The sequence below is a fragment of the Streptomyces sp. NPDC058701 genome (assembly GCF_042715295.1).
In the GTDB taxonomy this organism is placed as follows: Bacteria; Actinomycetota; Actinomycetes; order Streptomycetales; family Streptomycetaceae; genus Streptomyces.
Genome location: NZ_JBHXSY010000006.1, coordinates 255,895 through 281,590, shown reverse-complemented (window position 1 = coordinate 281,590; position 25,696 = coordinate 255,895). Strand labels below are relative to the sequence as shown.

The following is a 25,696-nucleotide window of genomic DNA, read 5'->3' as shown; positions in this document are numbered from 1 at the left end:
GGCGGTCACTCCCCACCCTCGAAGGACGCGAGGTAGGCGGCGAACTGCGCGCGCTCCTCGTCGACGAGCGCGTGCCCGTCCGCGTAGACGTTCTCGAAGATCGCCATGGTGTCCGGGTCGGGCATGGCCCGCACGGCCTCGCGCACGCGCTTGCCCAGCGCCTCGCTCTCGGTCTCCAGCTCGGCGAAGAACGCCTCGTCGGCGCCGCCGGAGGCCAGCAGGTGGGTCTTCAGGCGCAGGATCGGGTCCTTCGCCTCCCAGGCCGCCGTCTCCTCGTCCCGCCGGTACTTCGTCGGGTCGTCGGAGGTCGTGTGCGCGCCCATCCGGTAGGTGAACGCCTCGACCAGGGTCGGGCCCTCGCCGCGGCGCGCGCGGTCCAGGGCCCAGCGGGTCACGGCCAGACAGGCCAGCACGTCGTTGCCGTCGACGCGGACGCCCGGGAAGCCGAAGCCCTGGGCGCGCTGGTAGAGCGGTACGCGCATCTGGCGCTCGGTGGGCTCGGAGATCGCCCACTGGTTGTTCTGGCAGAAGAACACCACGGGGGAGTTGTAGACGGCCGAGAACGTGAACGCCTCGGCGACGTCGCCCTGGCTGGACGCGCCGTCGCCGAAGTAGGCGATGACCGCCGAGTCGGCGCCGTCCTTGGCCACGCCCATCGCGTAGCCGGTCGCGTGCAGCGTCTGCGAGCCGATGACGATCGTGTACAGGTGGAAGTTGTTGATCGTCGGGTCCCAGCCGCCGTGGTTCACACCGCGGAACATGCCGAGCAGGTTGGTCGGGTCGACCCCGCGGCACCAGGCGACGCCGTGCTCCCGGTAGGTCGGGAAGACGTAGTCGTCGTCGTTCAGCGCCCGCGCGGAGCCGATCTGCGCGGCCTCCTGGCCGAGGAGCGAGGCCCACAGGCCCAGCTCGCCCTGGCGCTGCAGCGCGGTGGCCTCGCCGTCGAAGCGACGGGTCAGGACCATGTCGCGGTAGAGCCCGCGCAGGTCCTCGGTGGTGATGTCGGCGACGAAGGGCGCGAATTCCGCCAGTTCGGCGCTGCCCGTGGCGTCGACCCGGTCCCCTTCGGGGGTCAGCAGCTGTACGAGCTGAGGTACGGCGTCCTGCGTCTGTGCGGTGGCAGCGGCGGTCTTGCGGGCGCTTGCCGCGCCTGCCGCCCGCTTGGTGCCACTGCTGCGTCGCGGCTTGCGCGCGGCAGTGCTCTCCACGGTCACGTGTGCTCCTCCGTCGGTCCGGCACCCGGGTTCTCCGGGGTCCAGTGCGGCTCACCTGCGTCCCTACCCGCGCACGGGGTGGGTGCGCGTCCGGTACGGGATTCAGGCGTGACAGGTGCCCCGGCGAGTGCCCTGCGCAATGCACGTTACCCAGTACGCCGCATAACTGCGAAACCCCGTTTGACCTGCGTTTTTGCTTGGATTTCCAAGTAAATCCGCGGAACCGGGAACACGTACTGGTCACAGCCTTGCAGGGGGCCGGAACAACGGCACGTTATCCCGGGTAACTCCGGCAGGGAAGGGGTGAGTGTGTGAAACTGACTTCGTGCGCGAAGACGGAAAAATCAAGGTATTCCTCCTGGACGACCACGAAGTGGTACGTCGGGGCGTTCATGAGCTGTTGTCGGTCGAAGAGGACATCGAGATCGTCGGCGAGGCCGGCACGGCCGCCGACGCCCTGGTCCGCATCCCCGCCACCCGCCCGGACGTGGCCGTCCTCGACGTCCGCCTGCCGGACGGCAGCGGTGTGGAGGTGTGCCGCGAGGTGCGCTCCCAGAACGAGGACATCAAGTGCCTGATGCTGACCTCGTTCGCCGACGACGAGGCGCTGTTCGACGCGATCATGGCCGGCGCCTCCGGCTACGTCCTCAAGGCGATCCGGGGGAACGAGCTGCTCGGCGCCGTGCGTGACGTCGCCGCCGGCAAGTCCCTGCTCGACCCGGTGGCGACCGCCCGGGTGCTGGAACGGCTGCGCGACGGCAAGAACGGGAAGGGCGACGACCGCCTCTCCCACCTCACCGACCAGGAGCGCAAGATCCTCGACCTGATCGGCGAGGGCCTGACGAACCGCGTCATCGGCGAGCGGCTGCACCTGGCCGAGAAGACGATCAAGAACTACGTCTCCAGCCTGCTGTCGAAGCTGGGCATGGAGCGGCGCTCCCAGGCCGCCGCGTACGTCGCCCGCCTGCAGGCGGAGAAGCGCCGCTGACTCGGGGGCGCCCGCCCGCGGGGAAACGGTCCATTCGGGACCAACGTCCCCGATCATCGGGGCGGGATCCTCTTTCCCGGCGCCGTTTCGGTACCGGACAGTGGACGGCATGTCCCCAGAGGAACTCCACGCCGTCGAACTGCTGCGCCGGGTGCCGTACGGCCGGGTGGCCACGAGCATGCGCGCGCTGCCCTTCCTCGCCCTCGCCCGCCACATCGTGGTGGACGGCAAGGTCGTGCTGAGAATGCACTCCGGTTTCGGATACCACCAGGCGTGCAACGGCAGCGTGGTGGCCTATGGAGCCGACAACTTCAATTCCCGGGACCCGCGTCTGTGGTCGGTCCAGTTCACCGGGACCGCCCGGGTCGTCGAACCGACCAACACGGAACTGGAGCTATTCGGTCCCGGTCCGCATTTCGTGGACGGCGCGCTCTTCGACCCCGTCTACATGCGGATCGAACCCCAGTTCGTCATCGTGCACTCCCTGGCGGGTCATCCCGAACGCGCGTATCAGCACGCGCTCTGAGCCCTCCGCGCGGGTCACTCCTCGCTCTGGGGCTCCGGATCCGAGGACGCCGTCACGGAAGGCTTGGTCGACGGGGTCGCCGACGGCTTGGTCGACGGAGTCGTCGACGGCTTCGTGGAGGGCGTCGACGACGGCGTCGTGGACGGGCTCGCCGAAGCGGACGGCGTCGGGCTCGGGCTCTGCGTCCGCGTGCGGTTCGGCGTCGGCGACGACTGGTTGTACGTGGGGTCGCTGGTCTCCGGAGTCGCGCGCGGCGACGGGTTCACCTCGGTCCCGGGCTGGCTCGGCTGGGTGCCGGGCGTGCTCTGGGACGTCTGGGGCTTGGTCGGCTCCCCCTTCTTGCCGCCGCCGCCCATGGTGCTGACGGCGTACGCCACGCCGCCCGCGACCGCGATGATCGCGAGCACCGCGAACAGCCACATCTTCCAGCGGCCGCCGCCGTTGCCGTGGTCGTCGTACCGGTCGTAGCCGCCCTGGCCGCCGCGGCCGCCGCCGGGAAAGGCCGAGCCGTCGTCCGGGTTGATCGGCGGCACCATCGGCTTCTGGAACTGCGAGGTCGTCGCGTGCGCCGGGTACTGCTGGTGCCCGCCGGAGCCCCCCACGGACATGGCCGTGGTCGCGGCCGGACCCCGCCCGTGGGGCAGGGACATGGTCACCGGGCCGGTGTTCCAGGTGCCCGTGTTCGGCCCTTGGTCGTGGAGCATCTGGAGGGCGTACTGGGTCAGCCCGCGCATCTCCTCGGCGCTCTGGAACCGGTCGTCCGGGTCCTTCGCGAGGGAGCGCATGACGAGCCCGTCGAGCTCCTGCGGGATCGAACCGCCCTCGGGCAGGTGCGAGGGCGGGATCGGCGCGTCCTGGACGTGCTGGTAGACCACCGACAGCGGGGTCTCGCCGGTGAACGGGGGCCGCAGCGCGAGGAGTTCGTACAGCAGGCAGCCGGTCGCGTACAGGTCGGAACGGTGGTCCACGGCCTTGCCGAGGGCCTGCTCGGGCGACAGGTACTGCGGGGTGCCCATGACCATGCCGGTCTGGGTCATCGTCGACTGCACGCCGTGCAGGGCACGGGCGATGCCGAAGTCCATGACCTTCACCGCGCCGGCTTCGGTGATGATGACGTTCGCCGGCTTGATGTCACGGTGCACGATGCCGTGCTGGTGCGAGTACGCGAGGGCTTCGAGGACGCCGGAGACGATGATGAGCGCCTGCTCGGGGCCCGGGGCCTCGGCGCTGAGCAGCAGCTCGCGGATGGTGCGGCCCTCGACCAGCTCCATCACGATGTACGGGACGGTGTTCGGGCCGACCCGGTCCTCCCCCGAGTCGTAGACGGCGACGACGGCGTGGTGGTTGAGGCCGGCGACGGACTGCGCCTCGCGCGTGAAGCGGGCCTTGGAGACCGGGTCCTCGGCAAGGTCCGCGCGCAGCAGCTTCACGGCGACGGTGCGACCCAGGCGTACGTCCTCGGCGGCGAACACCTCGGCCATGCCGCCGCGGCCCAGGCGGTGGGTCAGCCGGTAACGGCCGTCGCCCACCAGGCCGCCGGCGCCCCAGTGCTCAGGACCGTCGGCCATCCCGGCGCCGTTTCCCTCGGGTTCGGGTGCCATCAGTCCTCGCCGTCGTCTCTCTCGGCCGCCGCTCAGCGGTTGTCCTCTTCTTTGCTGTTCCGGTGAACGCTACAGCCTCCGAACCGCTCGCCGTTCGGACAAAGCCGCCCTGTGCCCGTGTGGTCACGGATCGGGTACGCGGCTTGACGTGTGCTTGCCCTCCGGCAGACTGGGCGCGACATGCGCTCAGCCAGAGGCGTAGGGACACATCCCGAGGGGAAGCAACAGTCATGAGCCAGGACGGCACTCAGGGCCAGTACGCGGGCGGCTCTCTGGCCGGTGGCCGTTACCAGCTAAGGGACTTGCTGGGCGAGGGCGGCATGGCCTCCGTGTACCTGGCCTACGACTCGGCGCTCGACCGGCAGGTCGCCGTCAAGACCCTGCACAGCGACCTCGGTCGCGAGCAGTCGTTCCGGGAGCGCTTCCGCCGCGAGGCCCAGGCTGTAGCCAAACTGTCGCACACGAACATCGTCTCGGTATTCGATACCGGCGAGGGCGAACTGGGCGGCGCGGTGATGCCCTACATCGTCATGGAGTACGTGGAGGGCCGGCCGCTCGGCTCGGTGCTCGACGAGGACGTCCGCCAGTACGGGGCGATGCCCGCGGACAAGGCGTTGAAGGTGACGGCCGACGTGCTGGCCGCGCTGGACACCAGCCACGAGATGGGTCTGGTCCACCGGGACATCAAGCCGGGCAACGTCATGGTGAACAAGCGCGGCGTGGTCAAGGTGATGGACTTCGGCATCGCGCGCGCCATGCAGTCCGGGGTCACCTCGATGACGCAGACCGGCATGGTCGTCGGCACCCCCCAGTACCTCTCCCCGGAGCAGGCGCTGGGGCGCGGCGTCGACGCCCGCTCCGACCTCTACTCCGTCGGCATCATGCTGTTCCAGCTGCTGACCGGCCGGCTCCCCTTCGAGGCGGACTCGCCACTGGCCATCGCGTACGCGCACGTGCAGGAGGAGCCGGTCGCCCCGTCCTCCATCAACCGCTCGGTGACCCCGGCGATGGATGCGCTGGTGGCGCGGGCCCTGAAGAAGAACCCGAACGAGCGCTTCCCCACCGCCGCCGCCATGGGCGACGAGGTCGCGCGGGTGCTGGGCTCCGGGCAGACCGGCGCCCCGGTGATCGTCCCGGGAGCGCACGCGGGCGGCAGCGGCGCGGGCGTCTCCTCGGCCGTGTTCCCGCCGGTCGACTCCGGCTTCCAGGCGCCGCCGCAGCACTCCGTGCAGCAGCCGTACCAGCCGCAGCCCACCCCGGCGCCGTCCCCGTACGCGCCGAACCCGACGCCGGCTCCGCAGGCGCACGCGCAGGGCGGCTACGCCTACCCGCACACGCCCGCGCCGCAGCAGTACGCGCCGCACACCCCGCCGCCCTACACGATCTCGCCGGCGGCGGGCGGCGCGCAGGGCCAGGGGGGCTCCGCGGGCGGCGGGAAGCGGAACACGCCCGTGGTCGTGAGCGCGGTCGCGGTGGCGCTGCTGGCCGTCGGCGGTCTGATCACGGCGATCGTGATGAGCGGTGGCGACAAGGACCCTGACGACAACGCCTCCCCGGGCAGCTCGACGTCGGCTTCCGCCACGGCCAAGCCGGGGTTCAAGGACGCGGACGTGTCGCGCACGATCGACGCGTCCAAGTGCAAGGAGCCGACGAAGCACTACAGCGAGGCGGGGAAGTACATCGCGCCGGACCTGAAGTACAAGAACCTGCTGTCGGTGAAGGCGTGCATCCAGGCCTCGGGCGGCAAGTACAAGATCGTGGAGAAGGACGAGGCGGTGTTCGGCAAGGACACGGTGCTCTCCCAGTCCCCGAACGCCGGCGACAAGATCGAGAAGGAGGGCACGGAGTACACGCTGACCGTGTCCACCGGCTACCCGGAGTAGGACGCGGCGCGGGCTCCGCGCACACGCGGCTCCACGCACGCGCGGCGCCGCGGAATCTGACACACCGGCATCCCGGACACCCCGATGGGGGGCCCGGGATGCCGCTTTTGCCCCACTATGTAAATCTGAGCGAGACACCTCGGTCGCTCGGGACGGGAGGGGCACCCCGTGTTCAAAGGCTTCCACCCCCGGCGCCGCACCCGGATCCGTCCGCCATGCCTGCTGGTCTGCGCCGCGCTGGCGGCCGCCGCGCTCGCGACGGCCGCGCCGGCCGCCCACGCGCTCACGGTTCCCGGCGCCGCCGCCGGGGCTCCGGTCACCGCCGCCGTCGCCGCCGGGGCTCCCGCCCCTACCGCCGTTGTCGCCGCCCCCGCCCCCGCCGCCGGCGCGGCGCCCGCGCACCGCCGGCTTCCCGTCGGCGGGCCGCCCGGGGACGAACCGCCGCCCGGGGACGAACCGCCGCCCGGGGACGAACCGCTGCCCGGCCGGCCGGACCACGCCTACGGGGACCTGGCCGGCAGCGCCCCCGGCGTCGGGCGGGAACGGCCGGGCCGGCCGGTGACCGACCCGGTGAACCGGGAGGCCATGGTCGCCTCCCGCCCGCTGGCCGTCCGGCCCCGCACCCGGCCCGCCGCACCGCCGGAGCCCGAACCGACCCCCACCCCCCGGGCCACCACCGCACTCGGCACCGCGCCGAACGAGCGGGCCGCCGACCTCGCCGCACACCTGCTGCCGCTGGGCACCGGGTGCGCCCTGATGGGAGTGGGCCTCGGCTACCTCGGAGCGCGGCTGCGCCGGGGGATCTAGGGCGGGTTTCAGACGTCCCGCCCGGCTCGCGACGCCTGGCACCGCACCCCGCCGCGGACCGCGGCGGGGCCCGCCTCCCCCTCAGGACGTACGCCGGAGGATGGTTGCCCAGCGTGAACATACTGGGTATACATACTCGGTATGTCGATCCGCCACGGCCTCCTCGCCCTGCTGGAACGGGGTCCCCGGTACGGCTCACAGCTGCGTACCGAGTTCGAATCCCGCACCGGCTCCACCTGGCCCCTGAACGTCGGGCAGGTGTACACCACCCTCGCCCGTCTGGAACGCGACGGCCTCGTCGCCCCCGGCGGAGAGGACGCCGCCGGGCACACCCTCTACGTCATCACCGACACCGGAAGCGCCGAACTGCGCGAGTGGTACGAGCGCCCGGTCGACCGGGCCAACCCGCCCCGTGACGAACTGTCCATCAAGCTCGCCATGGCCGTCGGTTCGCCCGGCGTGGACATCCGCGCCGTCATCCAGTCCCAGCGCCACGCCACCATCCGGGCGATGCAGGACTACACCCGGCTCAAGGCCCGGGCACTCGCCGCCGTCGAGAACGGGGACACCCGCGAACGCGACGACGTGGCCTGGCTCCTCGTCCTGGAACAGCTGATCTTCCAGACCGAGGCGGAGGCCCGCTGGCTCGACCACTGCGAGGCCCGGCTCGTACGGCTCTCCCTGCCGGCCGACCGGAGAGCCGACGCACCCCGACCGCCCCAGGCCGCCGAGCCCGTGGACCCGTCGGCGGCCGCGGCCGCCGCCGCCCCGGGCTCCTCCCGTACCGAACCGACCACCACCCCGCCCCGCACCGCCCGTACGCGGCGGGGCTGATCCACCGTCCCAGGGGGACCCCCTCATGCCTGACCAGCGCCCGTCCCAGTCGCCCGTGCTGCAGTTGGACCAACTGGCCCGCACCCACGGCAGCGGCGCCACCGAGGTCCACGCCCTGCGCGGCATCGACCTCTCCGTCTTCCCCGGCGAACTCGTCGCCGTCATGGGCCCGTCCGGCTCCGGCAAGTCCACGCTGCTCACCCTGGCCGGCGGCCTCGACACCCCGACGAGCGGGCGGGTGATCGTCGAGGGAACCGACATCACCACCGTCGGGCGCAAGCAGCTCGCGGCCCTGCGCCGCCGCAGCATCGGGTACGTCTTCCAGGACTACAACCTCATACCGGCCCTCACCGCGGCCGAGAACGTCGCCCTGCCCCGGGAGCTCGACGGCGTCTCCGCCCGCAAGGCCCGCGTCTCCGCGCTCGCCGCGCTGGAGGAGATGGGCCTGCGCCAGCTCGCCGACCGCTTTCCCGACGAGATGTCCGGCGGCCAGCAGCAGCGCGTGGCCATCGCCCGCGCCCTGGTGGGCGACCGCCGCCTCGTCCTCGCCGACGAGCCCACCGGGGCCCTCGACTCCGAGACCGGCGAGTCCGTACTCGCCCTGCTGCGCTCCCGCTGCGACGCGGGAGCGGCCGGGGTCCTCGTCACCCACGAACCGCGGTTCGCCGCCTGGGCCGACCGCGTCGTCTTCCTGCGCGACGGCAGCGTGGTCGACGAGACCCTGCGCAGCCACGCCGACTCCCTGCTCTCGGGGCGGGCGGCCGGCCAGTGATCTCCTGGTACCACTCCTGGATCGCCGCGATCCGGATAGCCCGCCGCGACGCCTGGCGCGCCAAGGGCCGCAGCGCCCTCGTACTCGCCATGATCGCGCTCCCCATCGTCGGCGTGAGCGCCGCCGACCTCGCGCTCCGCAGCGCCGACCTCTCGGCCGAGCAGTCCCTGTCCCGCAAGATCGGCGCGGCCGACGCCCGGCTGACCGACTCGCACTACGGCCCCGTCTATCAGAGCCCCCAGGGGGACGCCTCCGCACCCGTCGGCGGCTACGACAACTACGACCCGACGCGGTCCAAGCCGGCTGAGGGCGCGGCGGACCCGGTGCTCGCCGCGCTCCCGGCCGGTGCCCGGGCCGTCAAGGAGAGCACCGGCTACGCCAAGGTCCGCACCCGGCACGGTCTCCTCGACACCGACATACGCGAACTCGACACGCACAGCCCCCTGACGGCCGGTCTGCTCACGCTCGACCGCGGCCGGCTCCCGCAGGCCGCGGGCGAGGTCATCGCCACCAACGCCTTCCTGGAGGAGTCCGGCCTCTTCGTCGGCTCCGCGGTGCTGCCGCGCGGCGCGAAGTCCGCGTACCGGATCGTCGGCGCGTACGAGCTGCCCTCCGAGCTGAAGAAGCCCCAGATCACCGCCCCGCCCGGGACCCTGTTCGCCCCGCTCGACGCGGCCCTGCAGGCCGCCGGGAGTTCGGGCGTCCGGGCCGAGGACAGCTACCTGATCAAGGTCGGCGGCGCCGGTTTCACGTGGAACATGGTCAAGGCGGCCAACGCCAACGGCGCGATCGTCGTCTCCCGCGCCGTCATCCTGAACCCGCCCGCCGACTCCGAGGTACCGCTCTACCAGCAGCAGTCCAAGGACTCCTACGGACTGAACGGCACGGACGCCGCCGAGATGGCCGTGCTCGCGACCGTCGTCGCCCTCGCCATGCTGGAGATCTGCCTGCTGGCCGGACCCGCCTTCGCCGTGGGCGCCCGGCGCTCGCGCCGCCAGCTCGGCCTGGTCGGCTCCAACGGCGGCGACCGCCGCCACATCCGCGCCATCGTGCTCTCGGGCGGCCTGGTCATCGGCGCCGCCGCCGCGGTCATCGGCACCGGCGTCGGCGTGGCGCTCACCATCGCGCTGCGGCCCCTCCTGGAGGACCAGCTCGGCGTCCGCTTCGGCGGCTTCGACGTCCGCCCGCTGGAACTGGCCGGCATCGCCCTGCTCGCCGTGGTGACCGGTCTGCTCGCCGCGATCGTCCCGGCCGTCACCGCCTCGCGGCAGACCGTCCTGGCCTCGCTGACCGGCCGCCGGGGAGTCCGCAAGGCCAACCGCGTCCTGCCCGTCGTCGGCCTGGTCGCCGTCGCCGCCGGCGCCGCGATCGCCCTGTACGGCAGCGCCTCCGACATGGGCCCCACCGTCGTCGCGGGCGGCAGCGCCCTCGCCGAGCTCGGCATCGTCGCCCTCACCCCCACCCTCGTCGGTCTGTTCGGCCGGCTCGGGCGCTGGCTGCCGCTGTCGCCGCGGCTCGCGCTGCGCGACGCCGTCCGCAACCGCGGGCGTACGGCACCGGCCGTGGCCGCCGTACTGGCCGCCGTCGCCGGCACCGTCGCGGTGGCCACGTACGAGCACAGCCACGACCTCCAGATGCGCCACGAGTACGTGGCCAGCCTCCCGCACGGCGTCGGGGTCCTCACCACCGACGGCAGCGCCCACAAGGAGATGCCGGCCCTGCGCGAGGCCCTGTCCCGGCAACTCCCCGTCGCCACCCGGGCGGACGTGGACCGGCTCGTCGTCGGCAAGCCGGGCTGCGAGGAGTACTCCTCCGACCCGACGTGCGGCCGGGCCGAGATCATCACGCCCAAGGACCAGCGCTGCCCGCTCTACGAGGCCGAGAACGGACCCGCGTCGTTCAGCGCCGAGGAGGCCAGGAAGCTGCGCGCGGACTGGCGCTGCGCGGACGCGTCGCGGATCGGCGGCGGCCCCTCCAGCCCGTACGGCACGATCGTCGCCGACGAGGCGCTGATGCGCGTCCTCGCGGTCTCCGACCCCGGCACCGTCTCCGCCCTCGCGGCGGGCCGGCCCGTCGCCTTCGACAAGCGCATCGTCAAGGACGGCAAGGTGACCATCCGGGTCGTCACCGACACGGCGGCCGCCGAAGGCGCCTCCATGCGGCGGGAGGACCCGCCGGGCCAGGACAAGGTCCTGACCGTCCACCAGGCCCCCGACACCGTCAACTCCTGGGGCAGCCAGCTGATCCTGCCGCCCTCCGCGGCCAAGGCCGCAGGCCTGTCCACCGCCCCGTCCGGCAGCTACTTCACCCTCGACGGGACGGCCACCGGCAAGCAGCGGCAGGCACTGGACGGGGACATCGACCGGATGGGGGTGGACGCGCGCGTCTCCATCGAGTCCGGCTACCAGAGCGGGGGCGACATGGGGCTCCTCATCCTCACCGTGTTCGCCGGCCTGGTCACCATCGGCGCCGCCGGCATCGCCACCGGCCTCGCCCAGGCGGACGCGGAGGCCGACCTGAAGACCCTGGCGGCGGTCGGCGCCGCCCCGCGGGTGCGGCGCACGCTCAGCGGCTTCCAGTGCGGGGTGGTCGCCCTGATGGGCGTCGTCCTCGGCTCGGCGGCCGGGCTGCTGCCCGCGATCGGGCTGCGCTTCGCCCAGCGGCGCGAGATGGAGGCGCTCTACGCCAAGGCCCGCGCCATGGGCGACTCGGTCACCGAGGCCGTGCCGTACGTGCCGGTCGCCGTGCCGTGGGAAACCCTCGGCGGACTGCTGATCGTGGTCCCGCTGGGCGCGGCGCTGCTGGCGGCGCTGGTCACCCGGTCGAACGGGGCGCTGGCACGGCGGGCGGCCGGATAGCCGCACGGAGTGATGCAGGTGCCCCCGTACAGGGTGGATCACGCCCGTACGGGGGCACACCGTGTGAGTACGAAGGTGTGCGAGACAATGACGGCATGGAGATGCCGAGGAGTGAACGGTCGCAGGAAAGCCCCCCGAACGTCCTGATCGTGGGACAGGACGGGATGGCGGTCGGCGGCGCCGATGACGAGTCGCGCGAGGTCCCGGTGACGGAGATGGTCGAACAGCCCGCCAAGGTCATGCGGATCGGAAGCATGATCAAGCAACTCCTGGAAGAGGTACGTGCCGCGCCTCTCGACGAGGCGAGCCGGGTCCGGCTCAAGGACATCCACGCCGCGTCGGTGAAGGAGCTGGAGGACGGCCTCGCCCCCGAGCTCGTGGAGGAACTGGAGCGCCTGTCGCTCCCGTTCACCGAGGAGGCCATCCCCTCCGAGGCGGAACTGCGCATCGCGCAGGCCCAGCTCGTGGGCTGGCTCGAAGGACTCTTCCACGGCATTCAGACGGCCCTGTTCGCGCAGCAGATGGCGGCGCGGGCCCAGCTGGAACAGATGCGCCGCGCGCTCCCGCCCGGTGCCTCCCACGAGGACGACGAGGACGGCGGCCACGGGGCCATCCGCTCCGGCCCCTACCTGTAACCCCGGCGGCCGCCGAACCCCCTCCGCCGGCCGCCCCCACCCGACGGGCCCGGCGCCGCACCCCGGCACCGGGCCCGTCGGCATGCGCGCCCCGAGACGGGCCCGCCGGTACGCGCGCCCCGATATCCGCGCCACACCCCCAGCCCCGCCGTTACGCGCGCCCCGGCACGGGCCCGCCGACATGCGCGCCCCGGCACGGGCCCGCCGGCATGCGCACCCCGGCACGGGCCCGCAAGCATGCGCACCCCGGCATCCGCGCCACACCCCCAGCCCCGCCGGCGCTTGAGGCGCAGGTCCGGCGGGGTCCGGAGGGGTGGGGGTAAGGGGTGGGTAAGGGCGGGTGTCCGCCGGGGACATGGGCCGCGCATACTCAGGGGCATGAGCTACGACGCGATCGTCCTGGCGGGCGGCGCCGCCCGGCGACTCGGCGGGGCCGACAAGCCCGCGCTGAGCGTCGGCGGCCGCACCCTCCTCGACCGCGTCCTCGACGCCTGCCCCGACGCCGTCACCACCGTCGTGGTCGGCGGCCGCCGGGCCACCGTCCGGCCGGTGCGCTGGGCCTGTGAGGAGCCGGCCGGCGGCGGCCCGGTGGCCGCGCTGGACGCCGGGCTGCGCGGGACCACCGCCGAGCGGGTGCTCGTCCTCTCCGCCGACCTGCCGTTCCTGGACCGGGCGACCGTACGCACCCTGCTGGCCGCCCCCGGCGGTCACACCGACCCCGGCCGCGACACCCGGCGGGACGGCGCGCTGCTGCGCGACCCCGACGGCCGCGACCAGCCCCTCGTCGCCGTCTACCGGACGGCCCCGCTCCGCCGTGCGCTGGCCCGCCTCGCCGCCGAGCGGGACGGCCTCGCCGGGCTCCCGCTGCGCTCGCTCACCGCCGCGCTGGACCTCGCCCGGGTCGACGCGGGGCCACTCGCCTCCTTCGACTGCGACACCTGGGACGATCTCGCCGCCGCCCGCGCCCGGATCAGGGAGCATGGAACCGTGCTGGAGCAATGGATCACCGCCGTCAAGAACGAGCTGGGCATCGACCTGAGCGTCGACACCGCAGCCCTGCTCGACCTCGCCCGTGACGCCGCCCACGGCGTCGCCCGGCCCGCCGCCCCGCTGACCACCTTCCTGGTCGGCTACGCGGCGGCCCGGGCCGAAGCCGCCGGCGCCGACCCCGTCGAAGCCGTCGCCGAGGCCACCCGCAAGGCCGCCGACCTGGCCCTGCGCTGGGCCGCGGAGGCAGAGACCGAGGACGCCCCCGGAACCGGGCCCGGGGCCACCACCGACGCCGGCGCCGAGACCGACGCCACCACCGCCCCCCGACAGGCCGGCCCCCGACAGAACGGCTCCGGATGACCCCCACCGACGCCGGCCACGCCCTGGACGGGACCCCGACGGAAACGGCCGGGCCTGCCGAGTCCGCCGGAGCCGCCGGGCCCGCCGGCTCCACCGAGCAGGCCCTCGAAGAGGCCCTGGCCCTCGTCAGCCGCACCCCCGGTTCCGGACCGGCCGCCGGAGCCGAGGACCACCGCGCCGCCGCCTGGCAGCGGGCCCGGGACACCGCTGTCCGCGCCGGGACCGCCGCACGGCCCCGCACCCACCGGGTTCCGCTCGCCGACGCCCTCGGCGAGGTGCTGGCCGCGCCCCTGGACGCGCTGACCGACCTGCCGTCCTTCGACACCTCCGCCATGGACGGCTGGGCCGTCGCCGGCCCCGGCCCCTGGACTGTACGCACCGGGGACGACGCCCTCGCCGGTTCCGAACGCCCCGGGCCCCTCACCGACGGGGAGGCCGTACGGATCGCCACCGGGGCCCGGATCCCCGCCGAGACCACCGCCGTGATCCGCAGCGAGCACTGCCGCGAGCACGGCGCCCAGCTCTTCGCCGACCGGCGCGTCCTCACCGGCCAGGACATCCGCCCTCGCGGCCAGGAGTGCCGCTCCGGCGACCTGCTGCTGCCCGCGGGCTCCCTGGTCACCCCGGCCGTGCTCGGCCTGGCCGCGGCCGCCGGGTACGACGAGCTGACCACCCGGCCCCGACCCCGCGTGGAGATCCTGGTGCTCGGCGACGAGCTGCTCACCTCCGGCCTCCCGCACGACGGCCTGATCCGCGACGCCCTCGGCCCCCTGCTCGCCCCCTGGCTCACCCGCCTCGGCGCCGAGGTCACCGGAACCCGTCGGCTCGGCGACGACCCCGCCGGGGCCGAGGCCCTGCTGAAGGCCGTCACCACCTCCACCGCCGACGTGATCGTCACCACCGGCGGCACCGCATCCGGGCCCGTCGACCACGTCCACCCGGTCCTGCGCCGGGCCGGCGCCGAACTGCTCGTCGACGGGGTCGCCGTACGGCCCGGACACCCGATGCTGCTGGCCCGCGTCGGCGACCCGTCGGACGCGCGGTACGTGGTCGGCCTGCCCGGGAACCCGCTCGCCGCCGTCTCCGGGCTGCTCACCCTCGCCGAACCGTTGCTGCGCGCCCTCGCGGGCCGCCGTCGGCGCCCGCGCTACGCGGCGGCGGTTCAGGGCGACGTCCCGGGGCACCCGCACGACACCCGGCTGGTGCCGGTTCTGCTGAACGGCGAACACGCCGTACCGCTTCGCTACAACGGACCGGCGATGCTGCGCGGGGTGGCGGCCGCCGACGCGCTGGCCGTCGTACCGGCGCACGGAGCACGGTCGGGACAGGAGCTGGAGATTCTCGATCTGCCCTGGGCTTCGGGAGGATGTTTCACGTGAAACTCCACGGCCAGGACGCCATGGCCCGGGGGGCGGACGAGAAGCTCGTCTCCCGGCGCATCAAGCTGCCCAAACGCATCGTCGAAAGGCCGCTCGCCCAGGTCACCAAGCGCCTGGTGATGGCCTTGTTCGTACTGTTCCTGACGGTCCTCATCGTCTGGCTCGACCGCGCCGGCTACCACGACAACGCCAACGAGGAGGTCGACCTCCTCGACTGCCTCTACTACGCCACCGTCACCCTCTCGACGACCGGGTACGGCGACATCGTCCCGTACAGCGCCAGCGCGCGGCTGGTGAACGTCCTGTTCATCACCCCGCTGCGGGTGTTGTTCCTGATCATCCTGGTCGGCACGACCCTGGAAGTGCTGACCGAGCGGACCCGAGAAGAGTGGCGGCTGAACCGCTGGAGGAAGAACTTGCGTGAGCACACGGTCGTCGTCGGCTTCGGCACCAAGGGCCGCTCCGCCCTGCAGACGCTGCTGGCCACCGGCCTCTCCAAGGAGCAGGTCGTCATCGTCGACCCGAGCGCCAAGGTGATCGACATGGCGAACGCGGAGGGCTTCACCGGGGTCGTCGGCGACGCCACCCGCTCCGAAGTCCTGCTGCGGGCCGAGCTCCAGAAGGCCCGTCAGGTCGTCATCGCCACCCAGCGGGACGACACGGCGGTCCTGGTGACGCTGACCGCCCGCCAGCTCAACCGCGGCGCGAAGATCGTCGCCGCCGTGCGCGAGGAGGAGAACGCTCCGCTGCTGCGCCAGTCCGGCGCGGACGCGGTCATCACCAGCGCGAGCGCGGCCGGCCGGCTGCTGGGTCTGTCGGTCCTCAGCCCCAGCGCGGGCACGGTGATGGAGGACCTGATCCAGCAGGGCAGCGGCCTCGACCTGATCGAACGGCCGGTCACCAAGGCCGAGGTCGGCAAGTCGGTGCGGGAGACGAACGACCTCGTGGTCAGCGTGCTGCGCGGGCACCGGCTGCTGGCGTACGACGACTCGCACGCCAGCCCGCTGCAGCTGACGGACCGCCTCATCACCATCGTGCGGGCGGCGCCGCCGAGTTCACCGCCGGTGATACTGGGACCCGCCGAGTAGGAGCACCGGCGCCGCCCCGGCGGATGCTGCGCCGCGGGGGCTCGTTCGCGTAGCCTCCGGGCCATGCATGCGATCACCATCGAGCAGCCCGGCGGCCCCGAGGCCCTCGTCTGGACCGACGTACCCGATCCGGTGGCGGGCGAGGGCGAGGTCCTCGTCGAGGTCGCGGCGAGCGCCGTGAACCGCGCCGACGTCCTCCAGCGCCAGGGCTTCTACGACCCTCCGCCCGGCAGCTCCCGCTTTCCCGGCCTGGAGTGCTCCGGCCGGATCGCGTCGATCGGGCCCGGCGTGTCCGGCTGGTCGGTGGGAGACGAGGTCTGCGCGCTGCTGTCCGGCGGCGGGTACGCGCAGCAGGTGGCCGTTCCGGCCGGGCAGCTCCTGCCCGTCCCGGCGGGCGTGGACCTGGTGACGGCCGCCGCGCTGCCCGAGGTCGTCGCCACGGTGTGGTCCAACGTCTTCATGGTGGCCGGGCTGCGCCCCGGTGAGACCCTGCTCGTGCACGGGGGATCCAGCGGCATCGGGACGATGGCGATCCAGCTGGCGAAGGCGGTGGGTGCCACGGTCGCGGTGACGGCGGGCGGCCCCGAGAAGCTGGCGCGCTGCGCGGAACTGGGCGCGGACGTCCTGATCGACTACCGCGAGCAGGACTTCGTGGCGGAACTGCGGACCGCGACCGGCGGTGCCGGGGCGGACGTGATCCTCGACATCATGGGGGCGAAGTACCTCGCGCGGAACCTGGACGCCCTGGCCGTCAACGGCCGGCTGGCGGTGATCGGCCTCCAGGGCGGGGTCAAGGCCGAACTGAACCTGGGCGCGCTGCTGGCCAAGCGGGCGGCGATCACCGCCACCTCGCTGCGGGCGCGGCCGCTGGAGGAGAAGGCCGCCATCATCGCGGCCGTACGCGAGCACGTATGGCCCCTGATCGCGGCGGGGCGGGTGCGGCCGGTGGTGCACGAGACGTTTCCGATGGCCCGGGCCGCGGACGCGCACCGGGTCCTGGAGTCCAGCGGCCACGTGGGCAAACTGCTGCTGACAACCTGACCCACCGCCCCCGCCGAGGGCCCGGTGACCCACCGCCCCACCGTCCCTGCCGAGGGCCCGGTGACCCACCGACCCACCGTCCCTGCCGAGGGCCCGGTGACCCGGTAACCCCCCAACCCCGCGCCCCCCCTGACCCACCGACCCCGCCGGGGGCCAATCCTCAGCCCCGCCGGCGTTTGAGGCGCGGGGTCCGGGGCGGAGCCCCGGCGGGTCCGGGCAGCGCCCGGGGAACGGTGGAAGGGCGGGTCGGGGACCAGCCCCGCGCAGCGGCAGCGGCACCGGCACCGGCACCCCACCGACCACCGCACCGGCACCGGCCCGGCGGAAGCCACCACGGCGCGAAAGCGCCACCGCACGGCACGGCAGGACGGGGAACGACAGCAGCCCGTCCCGGCGGAGCCGGACCACCACCCCGCCGGGCCCGCGCCCGAGCTACAGGCCGCGCAACAGCACCGCCGGCGACTCGACACAGTCCGCGACGTAGCGGAGGAAACCCCCCGCCGTTCCCCCGTCACACACCCGGTGGTCGAACGTCAGCGACAGCTGGACGACCTGCCGCACCGCCAGCTCCCCGCCGTGCACCCACGGCTTGGGGATGATCCGGCCGACGCCGAGCATGGCCGCCTCCGGATGGTTGATGATCGGCGTGGAGCCGTCGACCCCGAACACCCCGTAGTTGTTCAGGGTGAAGGTGCCGCCCGTCAGGTCGGACGGTGCCAGCTTCCCCGCCCGCGCGAGCTCCGTCAGGCGGGCGAACTCCGCCGACAGGGCCTCCGCGCTGCGGCCCTGCGCGTCGCGGACCACCGGGACCATCAGGCCCCGCTCGGTCTGCGCGGCGAAGCCCAGGTTCACCGCCGGGAGCAGGACGATCTCGCCCGCCGCCAGGTCCACCGTGGAGTTGAGCTCCGGGTACCGGGCGAGGGCGGCCGTGCAGATCCGCGCCAGCAGGGCCAGCACCGAGATCTTCGGCCCGCCCGCGGCGTTCATCGCGGTACGGGCGGCCATCAGCTCGGTGGCGTCGGCGTCCACCCAGCAGGTGGCGTCCGGGATCTCCCGGCGGCTGCGCGAAAGCTTTTCCGCGACGACCCCGCGCAGGCCCTTCAGCGGAACCCGCTCGCCCCGCACCCCGGCCGCCTCCACGGGGGCGGCCTCGGCGGCGGCCGGCGCGGCCGAGAGCGCCGCCTCGACGTCCGCGCGCAGGATCAGGCCCTCGCGGCCCGACCCGCGCAGCGCCCGCAGGTCGACCCCGTGGTCCCGGGCCAGCTTGCGCACGATCGGCGAGATGACGGCCACCGGCCCGGCGGAGACGGCCGCCGGGGCGGAGACCGGCGCCGCGGCCGCAGGAGCGGGCGCACGGACCGCGGCGGGGGCACGGGCCGGAGCGGGAGCCGCGGCCTCGGCGGTGGCGGGTCGCACCCGCCGCCGACGCGCCGGGCGGGAGTGGTCCGTGCCGTAGCCCACCAGCACGTTCCCCGATCCGGAGGACTCCGGTGCGCCGGACTCCGAACCGGAGTCCTCCGGCTCCGGCTCCGTCCCCGCGGCCGCGCCCACCGCCACGGTGATCAGCGGAGCCCCCACCGGAAGCTCCTGCCCCTCCTCACCGAAACGGGCGGTGACCACGCCCCCGTAGGGGCACGGCACCTCCACCATCGCCTTGGCCGTCTCGACCTCGACGACCGGCTGGTCGATGGCGACGACATCGCCGACCGCCACCAGCCAGCGCACGATCTCGGCCTCCGTCAGGCCCTCGCCGAGATCCGGCAGCTTGAACTCCATCACCTGCGGCATCAGTTCTCCCACTGCAGGCGGGCCACGGTGTCCAGGATCCGGTCCACACCGGGCAGGTGGTACTTCTCCAGCATCGGCGGCGGGTACGGGATGTCGAAGCCCGTCACCCGCAGCACCGGTGCCTCCAGATGGTGGAAGCACCGCTCGGTGACCCGGGCCGCGATCTCCGCGCCGGGTCCGCCGAATCCGCCCGCCTCGTGCACGACCACCGCGCGCCCGGTCCGGCGTACGGACTCCACGACGGTGTCCTCGTCGAAGGGGACCAGCGAGCGCAGGTCCACGACCTCCAGGTCCCAGCCCTCCTCGCGGGCCGCCTCGGCCGCCTCCAGGCACACCGGCAGCGACGGCCCGTAGGTGATCAGGGTCGCGCTCGTGCCGCTGCGCCGCACGAGCGCTTTCCCGATGCCCGGGACCTGCGCCGGTGCCTGCGGCGACCAGTCGGCCTTCGACCAGTACAGCCGCTTCGGCTCCAGGAAGATCACCGGGTCGTCGCTCGCGATCGACGCGCGCAGCAGCCCGTACGCGTCCTCGACCGTCGCCGGGGTCACCACGGTCAGGCCGGGCGTCGCCACGTAGTACGCCTCGGAGGAGTCGCTGTGGTGCTCCACCCCGCCGATCCCGCCGCCGTACGGCACGCGGATGGTGATCGGCAGCGGCATCGCGCCCCGGGTGCGGTTGCGCATCTTCGCCACGTGCGAGATCAGCTGTTCGAAGGCCGGGTACGCGAACGCGTCGAACTGCATCTCGACGACGGGCCGCAGCCCGTACATCGCCATGCCCACCGCGGCGCCGAGGATGCCGGCCTCCGCGAGCGGGGTGTCCGTGCAGCGTTCCTCGCCGAACTCCTTCGCCAGCCCGTCCGTGATCCGGAAGACCCCGCCGAGCGTGCCGACGTCCTCGCCCATGACGTGGACGGTCGGGTCCTCCGCCATCGCGTCGCGCATCGCCCGGGTGAGGGCCTGCGCCATCGTGGCCGGCTTGGCCGGTGCCTTGGCCTTCGCCGTGGCCGTCGTCATCACTCGTCCTCCGCTTCCAGCTCCGCACGGAGCGTGGCCGCCTGCTCGCGCAGCCGGCCGGTCTGCTCCGCGTAGACGTGCGCGAAGAGGTCCATCGGGTCCAGCACGGGATCGGCGTTCATCCCCTCGCGCAGCGCCGCCGCCATCTCCTCGGCCGCCTCGCGCTCCACCCGGATGCCCTCCTCGTCGAGGATGCCGCGGGCGGTCAGCTCGCGCTCCAGCAGCAGGACCGGATCGTGCGCCTTCCACGCCTCGACCTCGGCGTCCCCGCGGTAGCGGGTCGCGTCGTCGGCGTTGGTGTGGGCCTCGATGCGGTACGTGACCGCCTCGATCATGGTCGGTCCGCCACCGGCCCGGGCGCGCCGGACGGCCTCGGAGAGCACCTCGTGCATGGCGGCGACGTCGTTGCCGTCGACCAGCCGGCCGGGCATCCCGTACCCCACGGCCTTGTGGGCCAGGGTCGGGGCGGCGCTCTGCTTGGCGAGCGGGACGGATATCGCGAAGCCGTTGTTCTGCACCAGGAAGACCACCGGTGCCTGCCAGACCGCCGCGAAGTTCATCGCCTCGTGGAAGTCGCCCTCGCTGGTGCCGCCGTCTCCGACCATGGCGAGGGCCACCACGTCGTCCCCGCGCAGCCGGGCCGCGTGCGCCAGTCCGACGGCGTGCGGCAGCTGGGTGGCGAGAGGGGTGCTCAGCGGGGCGATCCGCAGCTCGCGCGGGTCGTAGCCGGTGTGCCAGTCGCCGCGCAGCAGCGTGAGCGCCTGGACGGGGTCCAGTCCGCGGGCGACGGCCGCCAGGGTGTCCCGGTAGCTCGGGAAGAGCCAGTCCTGCTCCTCCAGGACCAGGGCGGCCGCGATCTCGCAGGCCTCCTGGCCGACGGTGGAGGGGTACACGGCGAGGCGGCCCTGCCGGGTGAGCGCGGTGGCCTGCGCGTTGTAGCGGCGGCCGCGCACCAGCTCGGCGTAGCAGCGCCGCATCAGCACGGGGTCGAGCCGGTCCGCCGCCTCGGTGCCCAGCACCCGATAGGGCTCGGGGTCCGGGAGCAGCGGAGCGGCGTCCGTGCGGGGCCTCCAGGCGGGCGGCGGGGTGGACCGGTGGGACGCACCGGCACCGGGCAGCTCTTGGACCGTCATGGCGGCGTACACCTCCTCGTGGGAAGCGGGCAGGGACGCCTCGGGTGTGAGGCGCCTCACCTACCGATTGTTCGGTTGTCCGCGCAATTTGGCTACAGGCGGCTCCAGGCTGTGGACAAACTGGCGCCGGGGCCCTGGGATGGGTGCAGGACGTCCAGGAGAGGGAGGCATCGGGCAATGCCGGATGAACAAATGGCCGGCGCGGGTTCCGCGCCGGTCCCGCCGGGGGGCCCCTCCGGGGTCCCTCCGGTGCCGCCCCGCCCCCTCGACCCGATCGACCGGTCGATCATGCGGCTGCTGCAGGCGGACGGCCGCGCGTCGATACGGTCGGTGGCGGAGCAGGTGCACGTCTCGCGGGCGAACGCGTACGCCCGCATCAACCGGCTCATCGACGACGGGGTGATCCGCGGGTTCACCGCCCGCGTGAACCACGAGCGGGCAGGTCAGGGCGCCTCCGCCTACATCACCTTGAAGATCGTCCAGAACTCCTGGCGCACGGTCCGCGAACAGCTCCGCGAGCTCCCGGGCGCCGCGCACATCGCACTGGTCAGCGGGGACTTCGACGTGCTGCTCCTGGTGCACACCCCGGACAACCGCACGCTGCGCGAGCTGGTGCTGACCCGCCTCCAGTCCATTCCGGAGGTGCTCTCCACCCGCACCCTGCTGGTGTTCGAGGAGACGGACCTGCTGGCCCCGGGACCGGGCCAGCCCACCGGACCGACGATCACGGAGGACTAGGCCGTACGGGGCGGTGCGTACGGCGCGGTGCGTACGGCGCGGACCCCTCCCGGGGCGGTCCGGGGGCGGTCCGGGGGCGAACCGTGCCCCGAGCCGGCCGGGCGCCCGAGGTCAGTCCCGGACGGTCCGCAGGCCGTCCAGGGCCATGCTGACCACCGCGTCCGCGAGCTGGTCCTGGCTCGTGCCCGGATGCGGCCGGTACCACTCGACCAGCGAGTTCACCATGCCGAAGAGCAGACGGGTCGCGAGGCGGATGTCCACGTCCGCGCGCAGGTCGCCCTCGGCCACGGCGTCCTTGAGGAGTTCCGCGACCTGGTGGTCGAACTCGCGGCGCCGTTCCAGGGCCCACCGCTCGGTCCGGGTGTTGCCCCGTACGCGCAGCAGCAGCGTCACGTACGGCAGCTCGGAGACCAGGACCTCCACCGTGCGGCGGGTGACGTACTCGACGCGCTCGACGGCGCGCCCGCGCACCGCGGCCGGCTCCTCCAGGACGGCGAACAGCCCGTCGAGGGCGCGGCTGACGGCCCGGCGCAGCAGTTCCTCCTTGCCCGCGACGTGGTGGTAGATCGAGGACTTGGAGATGCCGGCGGCCTTGGACAGGTGCTCCATCGACGTGCCGTCGTAGCCGCGCTCGTTGAAGACCTGCACGGCCACGGACAGGAGCGTCTCGGGGGTGTAGGTGTCCCGTTTGGCCGTCGTCACTCCGTGTCCCCCGACTCGTCCTCGTCGCCCGCCGCGTAGCCCAGCTTGAACAGCGCCAGCGAGGGCGCGTACCGACCGCCGGGACACCGTTCGTCGAGGTGGTGGAGGAGGTCGTACGCCCAGTCCCGGCCGAGCCGGTCGTGCCATTCGGCGGGGCCGAGCGGGTAGTTGACGCCGAGCCGCATCGCGGTGTCCACGTCCTCGGCACTGGCCGCCCCGCGGGCGACGGCGTCAGCGGTGAGATCGATCAGCATCGCCACCGTCCGCGCGACGATCATGCCGGGGACGTCCCCGATGACGGAGACCTTCTTGCCGAGCTTCTGAAAGAGGCCGACCGCCTCCGCCAGGGTCCGCTCGCTGGTGTCCGCGCTCGCGGAGAGCGCGACGCGGGTGCAGCCGCGGTAGTCGAGCGCGAGGTCGAAGTAGACGACGTCGGCGAACTCGACGGAGGTCTTGCCGTCCGCGAGGACCAGCTGGCCCTCGCCGGGCAGCTGGATGTACGGGCCGCCGTGCTCGGTGGCCGTGACGGCGATCCCGGCCTCCTCCAGCAGGGCGGCCAGCTCGGACGCCGGACCCAGGTCGCCGACGACGGTGACCTCGGCGGGCGCCTCCTCGGGCCCGGCCGTGTGCGGCTGCGGCAGGACGGCGTCCGGACCGTACGGGAACCAGCCGTGCCCCGACTTGCGGCCGAGGCGGCCCGACTGGACCAGGCGGCACTGCGCGAGGGAGGGGGTGAACTTGGGGCTGCGGAAGAAGGACTCCCACACCGAGCGGGTCACGGCCTCGTTGACGTCCTGGCCGATCAGGTCGGTCAGCGCGAACGGGCCCATCTTGAAGCCGCCGCTCTCGCGGAGCACGGCGTCGATCGTGGCCGGGTCGGCACCCTGCTCCTCGTACACCGCGAAGGCCTCGGCGTAGAAGGGGCGGGCGATCCGGTTCACGATGAAGCCGGGGGTGTCGGCGCAGCGGACCGGCGTCTTGCCCCAGCCGAGGACGGTGGCGTACGCGCTCTCGGCGGCGGCCGGGTCGGTCGCGAAGCCGCTGACCACCTCGACCAGCGGGAGCAGCGGGGCCGGGTTGAAGAAGTGCAGGCCGAGGAAGCGGCCGGGGTGCGCGAGGCCGGCGGCGAGCTCGGTGACGGAGAGGGAGGAGGTGTTCGTGGCCAGCAGCGCGTCCGGCGCGACGACCTCTTCGAGGGCCCGGAAGAGCGCGCGCTTGACCCCGGCGTCCTCGACGACCGCCTCGACGACGAGGGCGGCCGCGGCGAGGTCCGCGAGACCGGCGGCCGGCGCGATCCGGGAGATCGCGTCCTCGGCCTCGGTCCGGTCGATGCGGCCCTTGGCCGCCATGCGCTCGACGCGGTCCTGCACGATGCCGGCGCCGTCCGAGGCGAGCGCGGCGTTGATGTCGTAGATCAGCACGCGGTGACCTGCGAGGAGGGCGACCTGGGCGATGCCCTGGCCCATGGTGCCCGCGCCGACGACCGCCACAGTCCGGGACCGCTCGATTGCTGTCATGACCCGATCCTCCCGCACCGACTTATCCACAGGTCCGCCGGGCCCTCTTGTCCCGACCGATCGTTCGGTTACTCTAACTCCAGTCTGCTCTCCTTCGCCCGGCTCAATGAGGAGTTGGTCCCTGATGGCCGCCGAGCTCACCGTCCCCCAGCTGTCCGCCCAGCACCGGCCCACCCTGGACCAGGCCCTGTCGGCGATCCGCAGCCGTGCCTACTGGTCCCCGCACCCCGAACACCCCAAGGCGTACGGGGAGACCGCCCCGGCCGACGGGCTCGCCGCCTTCGAGGCCCTGCGCGGCACCCGGCTGGACCTGGACCAGCCCGGTACGGACGGCTGGGTCGGCGGCGAGGTGTCGCCATACGGCCCGGAGCTGGGCGTCGAGTACCCGCACGCCGACCCGGAGGTCCTGCTGCCCGCCATGCGCGCCGGCATGGGCGCCTGGCGCGACGCTGGCCCCGAGACCCGCGCGCTGGTCTGCATCGAGATCCTGTCCCGCATCTCCGCCCGCACCCACGAGTTCGCGCACGCGGTGATGCACACCAGCGGCCAGGCCTTCATGATGGCGTTCCAGGCGGGCGGGCCCCACGCCCAGGACCGCGGCCTGGAGGCCGTGGCCTACGCGTACGAGGAGCAGACCCGCGTCCCCGGCAGCGCCGACTGGTCCAAGCCGCAGGGCAAGCGCGACCCGCTGGAGATCGGCAAGAGCTTCACGGCGGTCCCGCGCGGCATCGCCCTGATGATCGGCTGCAACACCTTCCCGACCTGGAACGGCTACCCGGGCCTGTTCGCCTCCCTGGCCACGGGCAACGCCGTGCTGGTCAAGCCGCACCCGCGCGCCGTCCTCCCGCTGGCTCTGACCGTCCGGGTCGCCCGCGAGGTGCTCGCCGAGGCCGGCTTCGACCGGAACCTGGTCGCGCTGGCCGTGGAGCGGCCCGGTGAGGGCATCGCGAAGACCCTGGCGGTGCGCCCCGAGATCAAGCTGATCGACTACACGGGCTCCACGGAGTTCGGTGACTGGCTGGAGGCCAACGCCCGCCAGGCGCAGGTGTACACGGAGAAGGCCGGCGTCAACACCGTCGTCCTGGACTCCACCGACGACTACAAGGGCATGCTCTCCAACCTGGCCTTCTCGCTGTCCCTGTACAGCGGCCAGATGTGCACCACCCCGCAGAACCTGCTGATCCCCCGCGAGGGCATCGCCACGGACGCCGGCCACAAGACGTACGACGAGGTCGTCACCGACCTCGCGGCCTCGGTCGGCGGCCTGCTGGGCGACGACGCCCGGGCCAACGCGCTGCTGGGCGCCCTGGTCAACCCGGACGTCAAGGCCCGGCTGGAGGCGGCCGCCTCCCTCGGTGAGGTCGCGCTGGCCTCCCGCGAGGTGGTGAACCCCGACTTCCCCGACGCGGTCGTCCGCACCCCGGTCGTGGTCAAGCTCGACGCCGGCAAGCCGGACCCGGACGCGGCCTACCTCTCCGAGTGCTTCGGCCCGGTCTCCTTCGCGGTGGCGGTCGACTCCACGGCGGACGCGCTGGACCTGCTGCGCCGCACGGTGCGCGAGAAGGGCGCCATGACGGTCGGCGCGTACACGACGTCGGCGGACACCGAGCGGGCCATCGAGGAGGTCTGCCTGGAGGAGTCGGCGCAGCTCTCGCTGAACCTGACCGGCGGGGTGTACGTCAACCAGACCGCCGCGTTCTCCGACTTCCACGGCTCCGGCGGCAACCCGGCGGCCAACGCGGCCCTGTGCGACGGTGCCTTCGTCGCGAACCGGTTCCGCGTGGTGGAGGTCCGCCGCCAGGCGTAGGGCTCCCGGGGGCGGCCGG

Annotated in this window: 21 protein-coding genes; 14 read left to right on the top strand and 7 right to left on the bottom strand. The window is 73.4% G+C overall.

The window, feature by feature from the left end; genetic code table 11:
• Positions 1-5: 5 nt before the first annotated feature.
• Positions 6-1,214, bottom strand: a complete 1,209-nt coding sequence (gene pdhA / locus ACFWW8_RS09175; protein ID WP_386525673.1) for a pyruvate dehydrogenase (acetyl-transferring) E1 component subunit alpha — start codon at positions 1,212-1,214, stop codon at positions 6-8.
• Positions 1,215-1,539: 325 nt separating this feature from the next.
• On the opposite strand from pdhA (ACFWW8_RS09175), the gene ACFWW8_RS09170 reads away from it, so the two are divergent.
• Positions 1,540-2,202, top strand: coding sequence for a response regulator (locus ACFWW8_RS09170; RefSeq protein WP_386525671.1), 663 nt, complete (start codon positions 1,540-1,542; stop codon positions 2,200-2,202).
• 109 nt (positions 2,203-2,311) lie between these two features.
• A complete protein-coding gene (locus tag ACFWW8_RS09165) occupies positions 2,312-2,728 on the top strand; it encodes a pyridoxamine 5'-phosphate oxidase family protein (RefSeq protein WP_386525669.1) in 417 nt (138 codons plus the stop codon).
• A gap of 14 nt (positions 2,729-2,742) precedes the next feature.
• Here the strand turns inward: ACFWW8_RS09165 and ACFWW8_RS09160 are convergent, their stop codons facing one another.
• On the bottom strand, positions 2,743-4,329 hold the full coding sequence (locus ACFWW8_RS09160; protein WP_386525667.1) for a protein kinase: 1,587 nt from the start codon (positions 4,327-4,329) through the stop codon (positions 2,743-2,745).
• 230 nt (positions 4,330-4,559) lie between these two features.
• On the opposite strand from ACFWW8_RS09160, the gene ACFWW8_RS09155 reads away from it, so the two are divergent.
• From ACFWW8_RS09155 to ACFWW8_RS09110, 10 genes are all read left to right on the top strand, one after another.
• Positions 4,560-6,212, top strand: coding sequence for a protein kinase (locus ACFWW8_RS09155; protein WP_386525665.1), 1,653 nt, complete (start codon positions 4,560-4,562; stop codon positions 6,210-6,212).
• A 168-nt stretch (positions 6,213-6,380) separates the two neighbouring features.
• Entirely contained in the window at positions 6,381-7,019 is a 639-nt protein-coding gene (locus tag ACFWW8_RS09150; protein ID WP_386525663.1) for a hypothetical protein, read from the top strand.
• A gap of 141 nt (positions 7,020-7,160) precedes the next feature.
• Positions 7,161-7,853, top strand: a complete 693-nt coding sequence (locus ACFWW8_RS09145; protein WP_386525661.1) for a PadR family transcriptional regulator — start codon at positions 7,161-7,163, stop codon at positions 7,851-7,853.
• Positions 7,854-7,878: 25 nt separating this feature from the next.
• On the top strand, positions 7,879-8,625 hold the full coding sequence (locus ACFWW8_RS09140; RefSeq protein ID WP_386525659.1) for an ABC transporter ATP-binding protein: 747 nt from the start codon (positions 7,879-7,881) through the stop codon (positions 8,623-8,625).
• Complete coding sequence (locus ACFWW8_RS09135; RefSeq protein ID WP_386525658.1) at positions 8,622-11,483, top strand: ABC transporter permease; 2,862 nt, start codon at positions 8,622-8,624, stop codon at positions 11,481-11,483. Before ACFWW8_RS09140 ends, ACFWW8_RS09135 begins: the two co-directional genes overlap by 4 nt.
• 95 nt (positions 11,484-11,578) lie before the next feature.
• Positions 11,579-12,118, top strand: a complete 540-nt coding sequence (locus tag ACFWW8_RS09130) for a bacterial proteasome activator family protein (RefSeq protein ID WP_386525656.1) — start codon at positions 11,579-11,581, stop codon at positions 12,116-12,118.
• A gap of 378 nt (positions 12,119-12,496) precedes the next feature.
• Positions 12,497-13,468, top strand: a complete 972-nt coding sequence (locus tag ACFWW8_RS09125) for an NTP transferase domain-containing protein (protein WP_386525653.1) — start codon at positions 12,497-12,499, stop codon at positions 13,466-13,468.
• Positions 13,465-14,847, top strand: a complete 1,383-nt coding sequence (locus ACFWW8_RS09120) for a molybdopterin molybdotransferase MoeA (RefSeq protein ID WP_386525651.1) — start codon at positions 13,465-13,467, stop codon at positions 14,845-14,847. Before ACFWW8_RS09125 ends, ACFWW8_RS09120 begins: the two co-directional genes overlap by 4 nt.
• Positions 14,835-15,935, top strand: a complete 1,101-nt coding sequence (locus ACFWW8_RS09115) for a potassium channel family protein (RefSeq protein WP_386525649.1) — start codon at positions 14,835-14,837, stop codon at positions 15,933-15,935. Before ACFWW8_RS09120 ends, ACFWW8_RS09115 begins: the two co-directional genes overlap by 13 nt.
• Before the next feature lie 63 nt (positions 15,936-15,998).
• Positions 15,999-16,976 (top strand): NAD(P)H-quinone oxidoreductase, encoded by a 978-nt coding sequence (locus ACFWW8_RS09110; protein WP_386525647.1) that lies wholly within the window; start codon positions 15,999-16,001, stop codon positions 16,974-16,976.
• A 432-nt stretch (positions 16,977-17,408) separates the two neighbouring features.
• On the opposite strand, the gene ACFWW8_RS09105 is transcribed toward ACFWW8_RS09110, so the two are convergent.
• Genes ACFWW8_RS09105 through pdhA (ACFWW8_RS09095) form a run of 3 tightly spaced genes read right to left on the bottom strand, consistent with a single transcriptional unit; the run spans position 17,409 to position 20,913 of the window.
• Positions 17,409-18,764, bottom strand: coding sequence for a dihydrolipoamide acetyltransferase family protein (locus ACFWW8_RS09105; protein WP_386525645.1), 1,356 nt, complete (start codon positions 18,762-18,764; stop codon positions 17,409-17,411).
• The gene (locus tag ACFWW8_RS09100) at positions 18,764-19,780 is read right to left on the bottom strand and encodes an alpha-ketoacid dehydrogenase subunit beta (protein ID WP_386525643.1); all 1,017 of its coding nucleotides are present in this window, start codon (positions 19,778-19,780) and stop codon (positions 18,764-18,766) included. The genes ACFWW8_RS09105 and ACFWW8_RS09100 overlap by 1 nt, the downstream gene beginning before the upstream one ends.
• Complete coding sequence (gene pdhA / locus ACFWW8_RS09095; RefSeq protein ID WP_386525775.1) at positions 19,780-20,913, bottom strand: pyruvate dehydrogenase (acetyl-transferring) E1 component subunit alpha; 1,134 nt, start codon at positions 20,911-20,913, stop codon at positions 19,780-19,782. Before pdhA (ACFWW8_RS09095) ends, ACFWW8_RS09100 begins: the two co-directional genes overlap by 1 nt.
• 177 nt (positions 20,914-21,090) lie before the next feature.
• On the opposite strand from pdhA (ACFWW8_RS09095), the gene ACFWW8_RS09090 reads away from it, so the two are divergent.
• Entirely contained in the window at positions 21,091-21,651 is a 561-nt protein-coding gene (locus ACFWW8_RS09090; RefSeq protein WP_386525640.1) for an Lrp/AsnC family transcriptional regulator, read from the top strand.
• A 111-nt stretch (positions 21,652-21,762) separates the two neighbouring features.
• Here ACFWW8_RS09090 and ACFWW8_RS09085 read toward each other — a convergent pair whose 3' ends face one another.
• Entirely contained in the window at positions 21,763-22,353 is a 591-nt protein-coding gene (locus ACFWW8_RS09085) for a TetR/AcrR family transcriptional regulator (RefSeq protein ID WP_386525638.1), read from the bottom strand.
• Positions 22,350-23,870, bottom strand: coding sequence for a 3-hydroxyacyl-CoA dehydrogenase (locus ACFWW8_RS09080; protein WP_386525636.1), 1,521 nt, complete (start codon positions 23,868-23,870; stop codon positions 22,350-22,352). The genes ACFWW8_RS09085 and ACFWW8_RS09080 overlap by 4 nt, the downstream gene beginning before the upstream one ends.
• A 124-nt stretch (positions 23,871-23,994) precedes the next feature.
• Here ACFWW8_RS09080 and paaN point away from each other — a divergent pair, with 124 nt between their 5' ends.
• Complete coding sequence (gene paaN, locus ACFWW8_RS09075; protein ID WP_386525634.1) at positions 23,995-25,677, top strand: phenylacetic acid degradation protein PaaN; 1,683 nt, start codon at positions 23,995-23,997, stop codon at positions 25,675-25,677.
• The last annotated feature ends 19 nt before the right edge of the window (positions 25,678-25,696 follow it).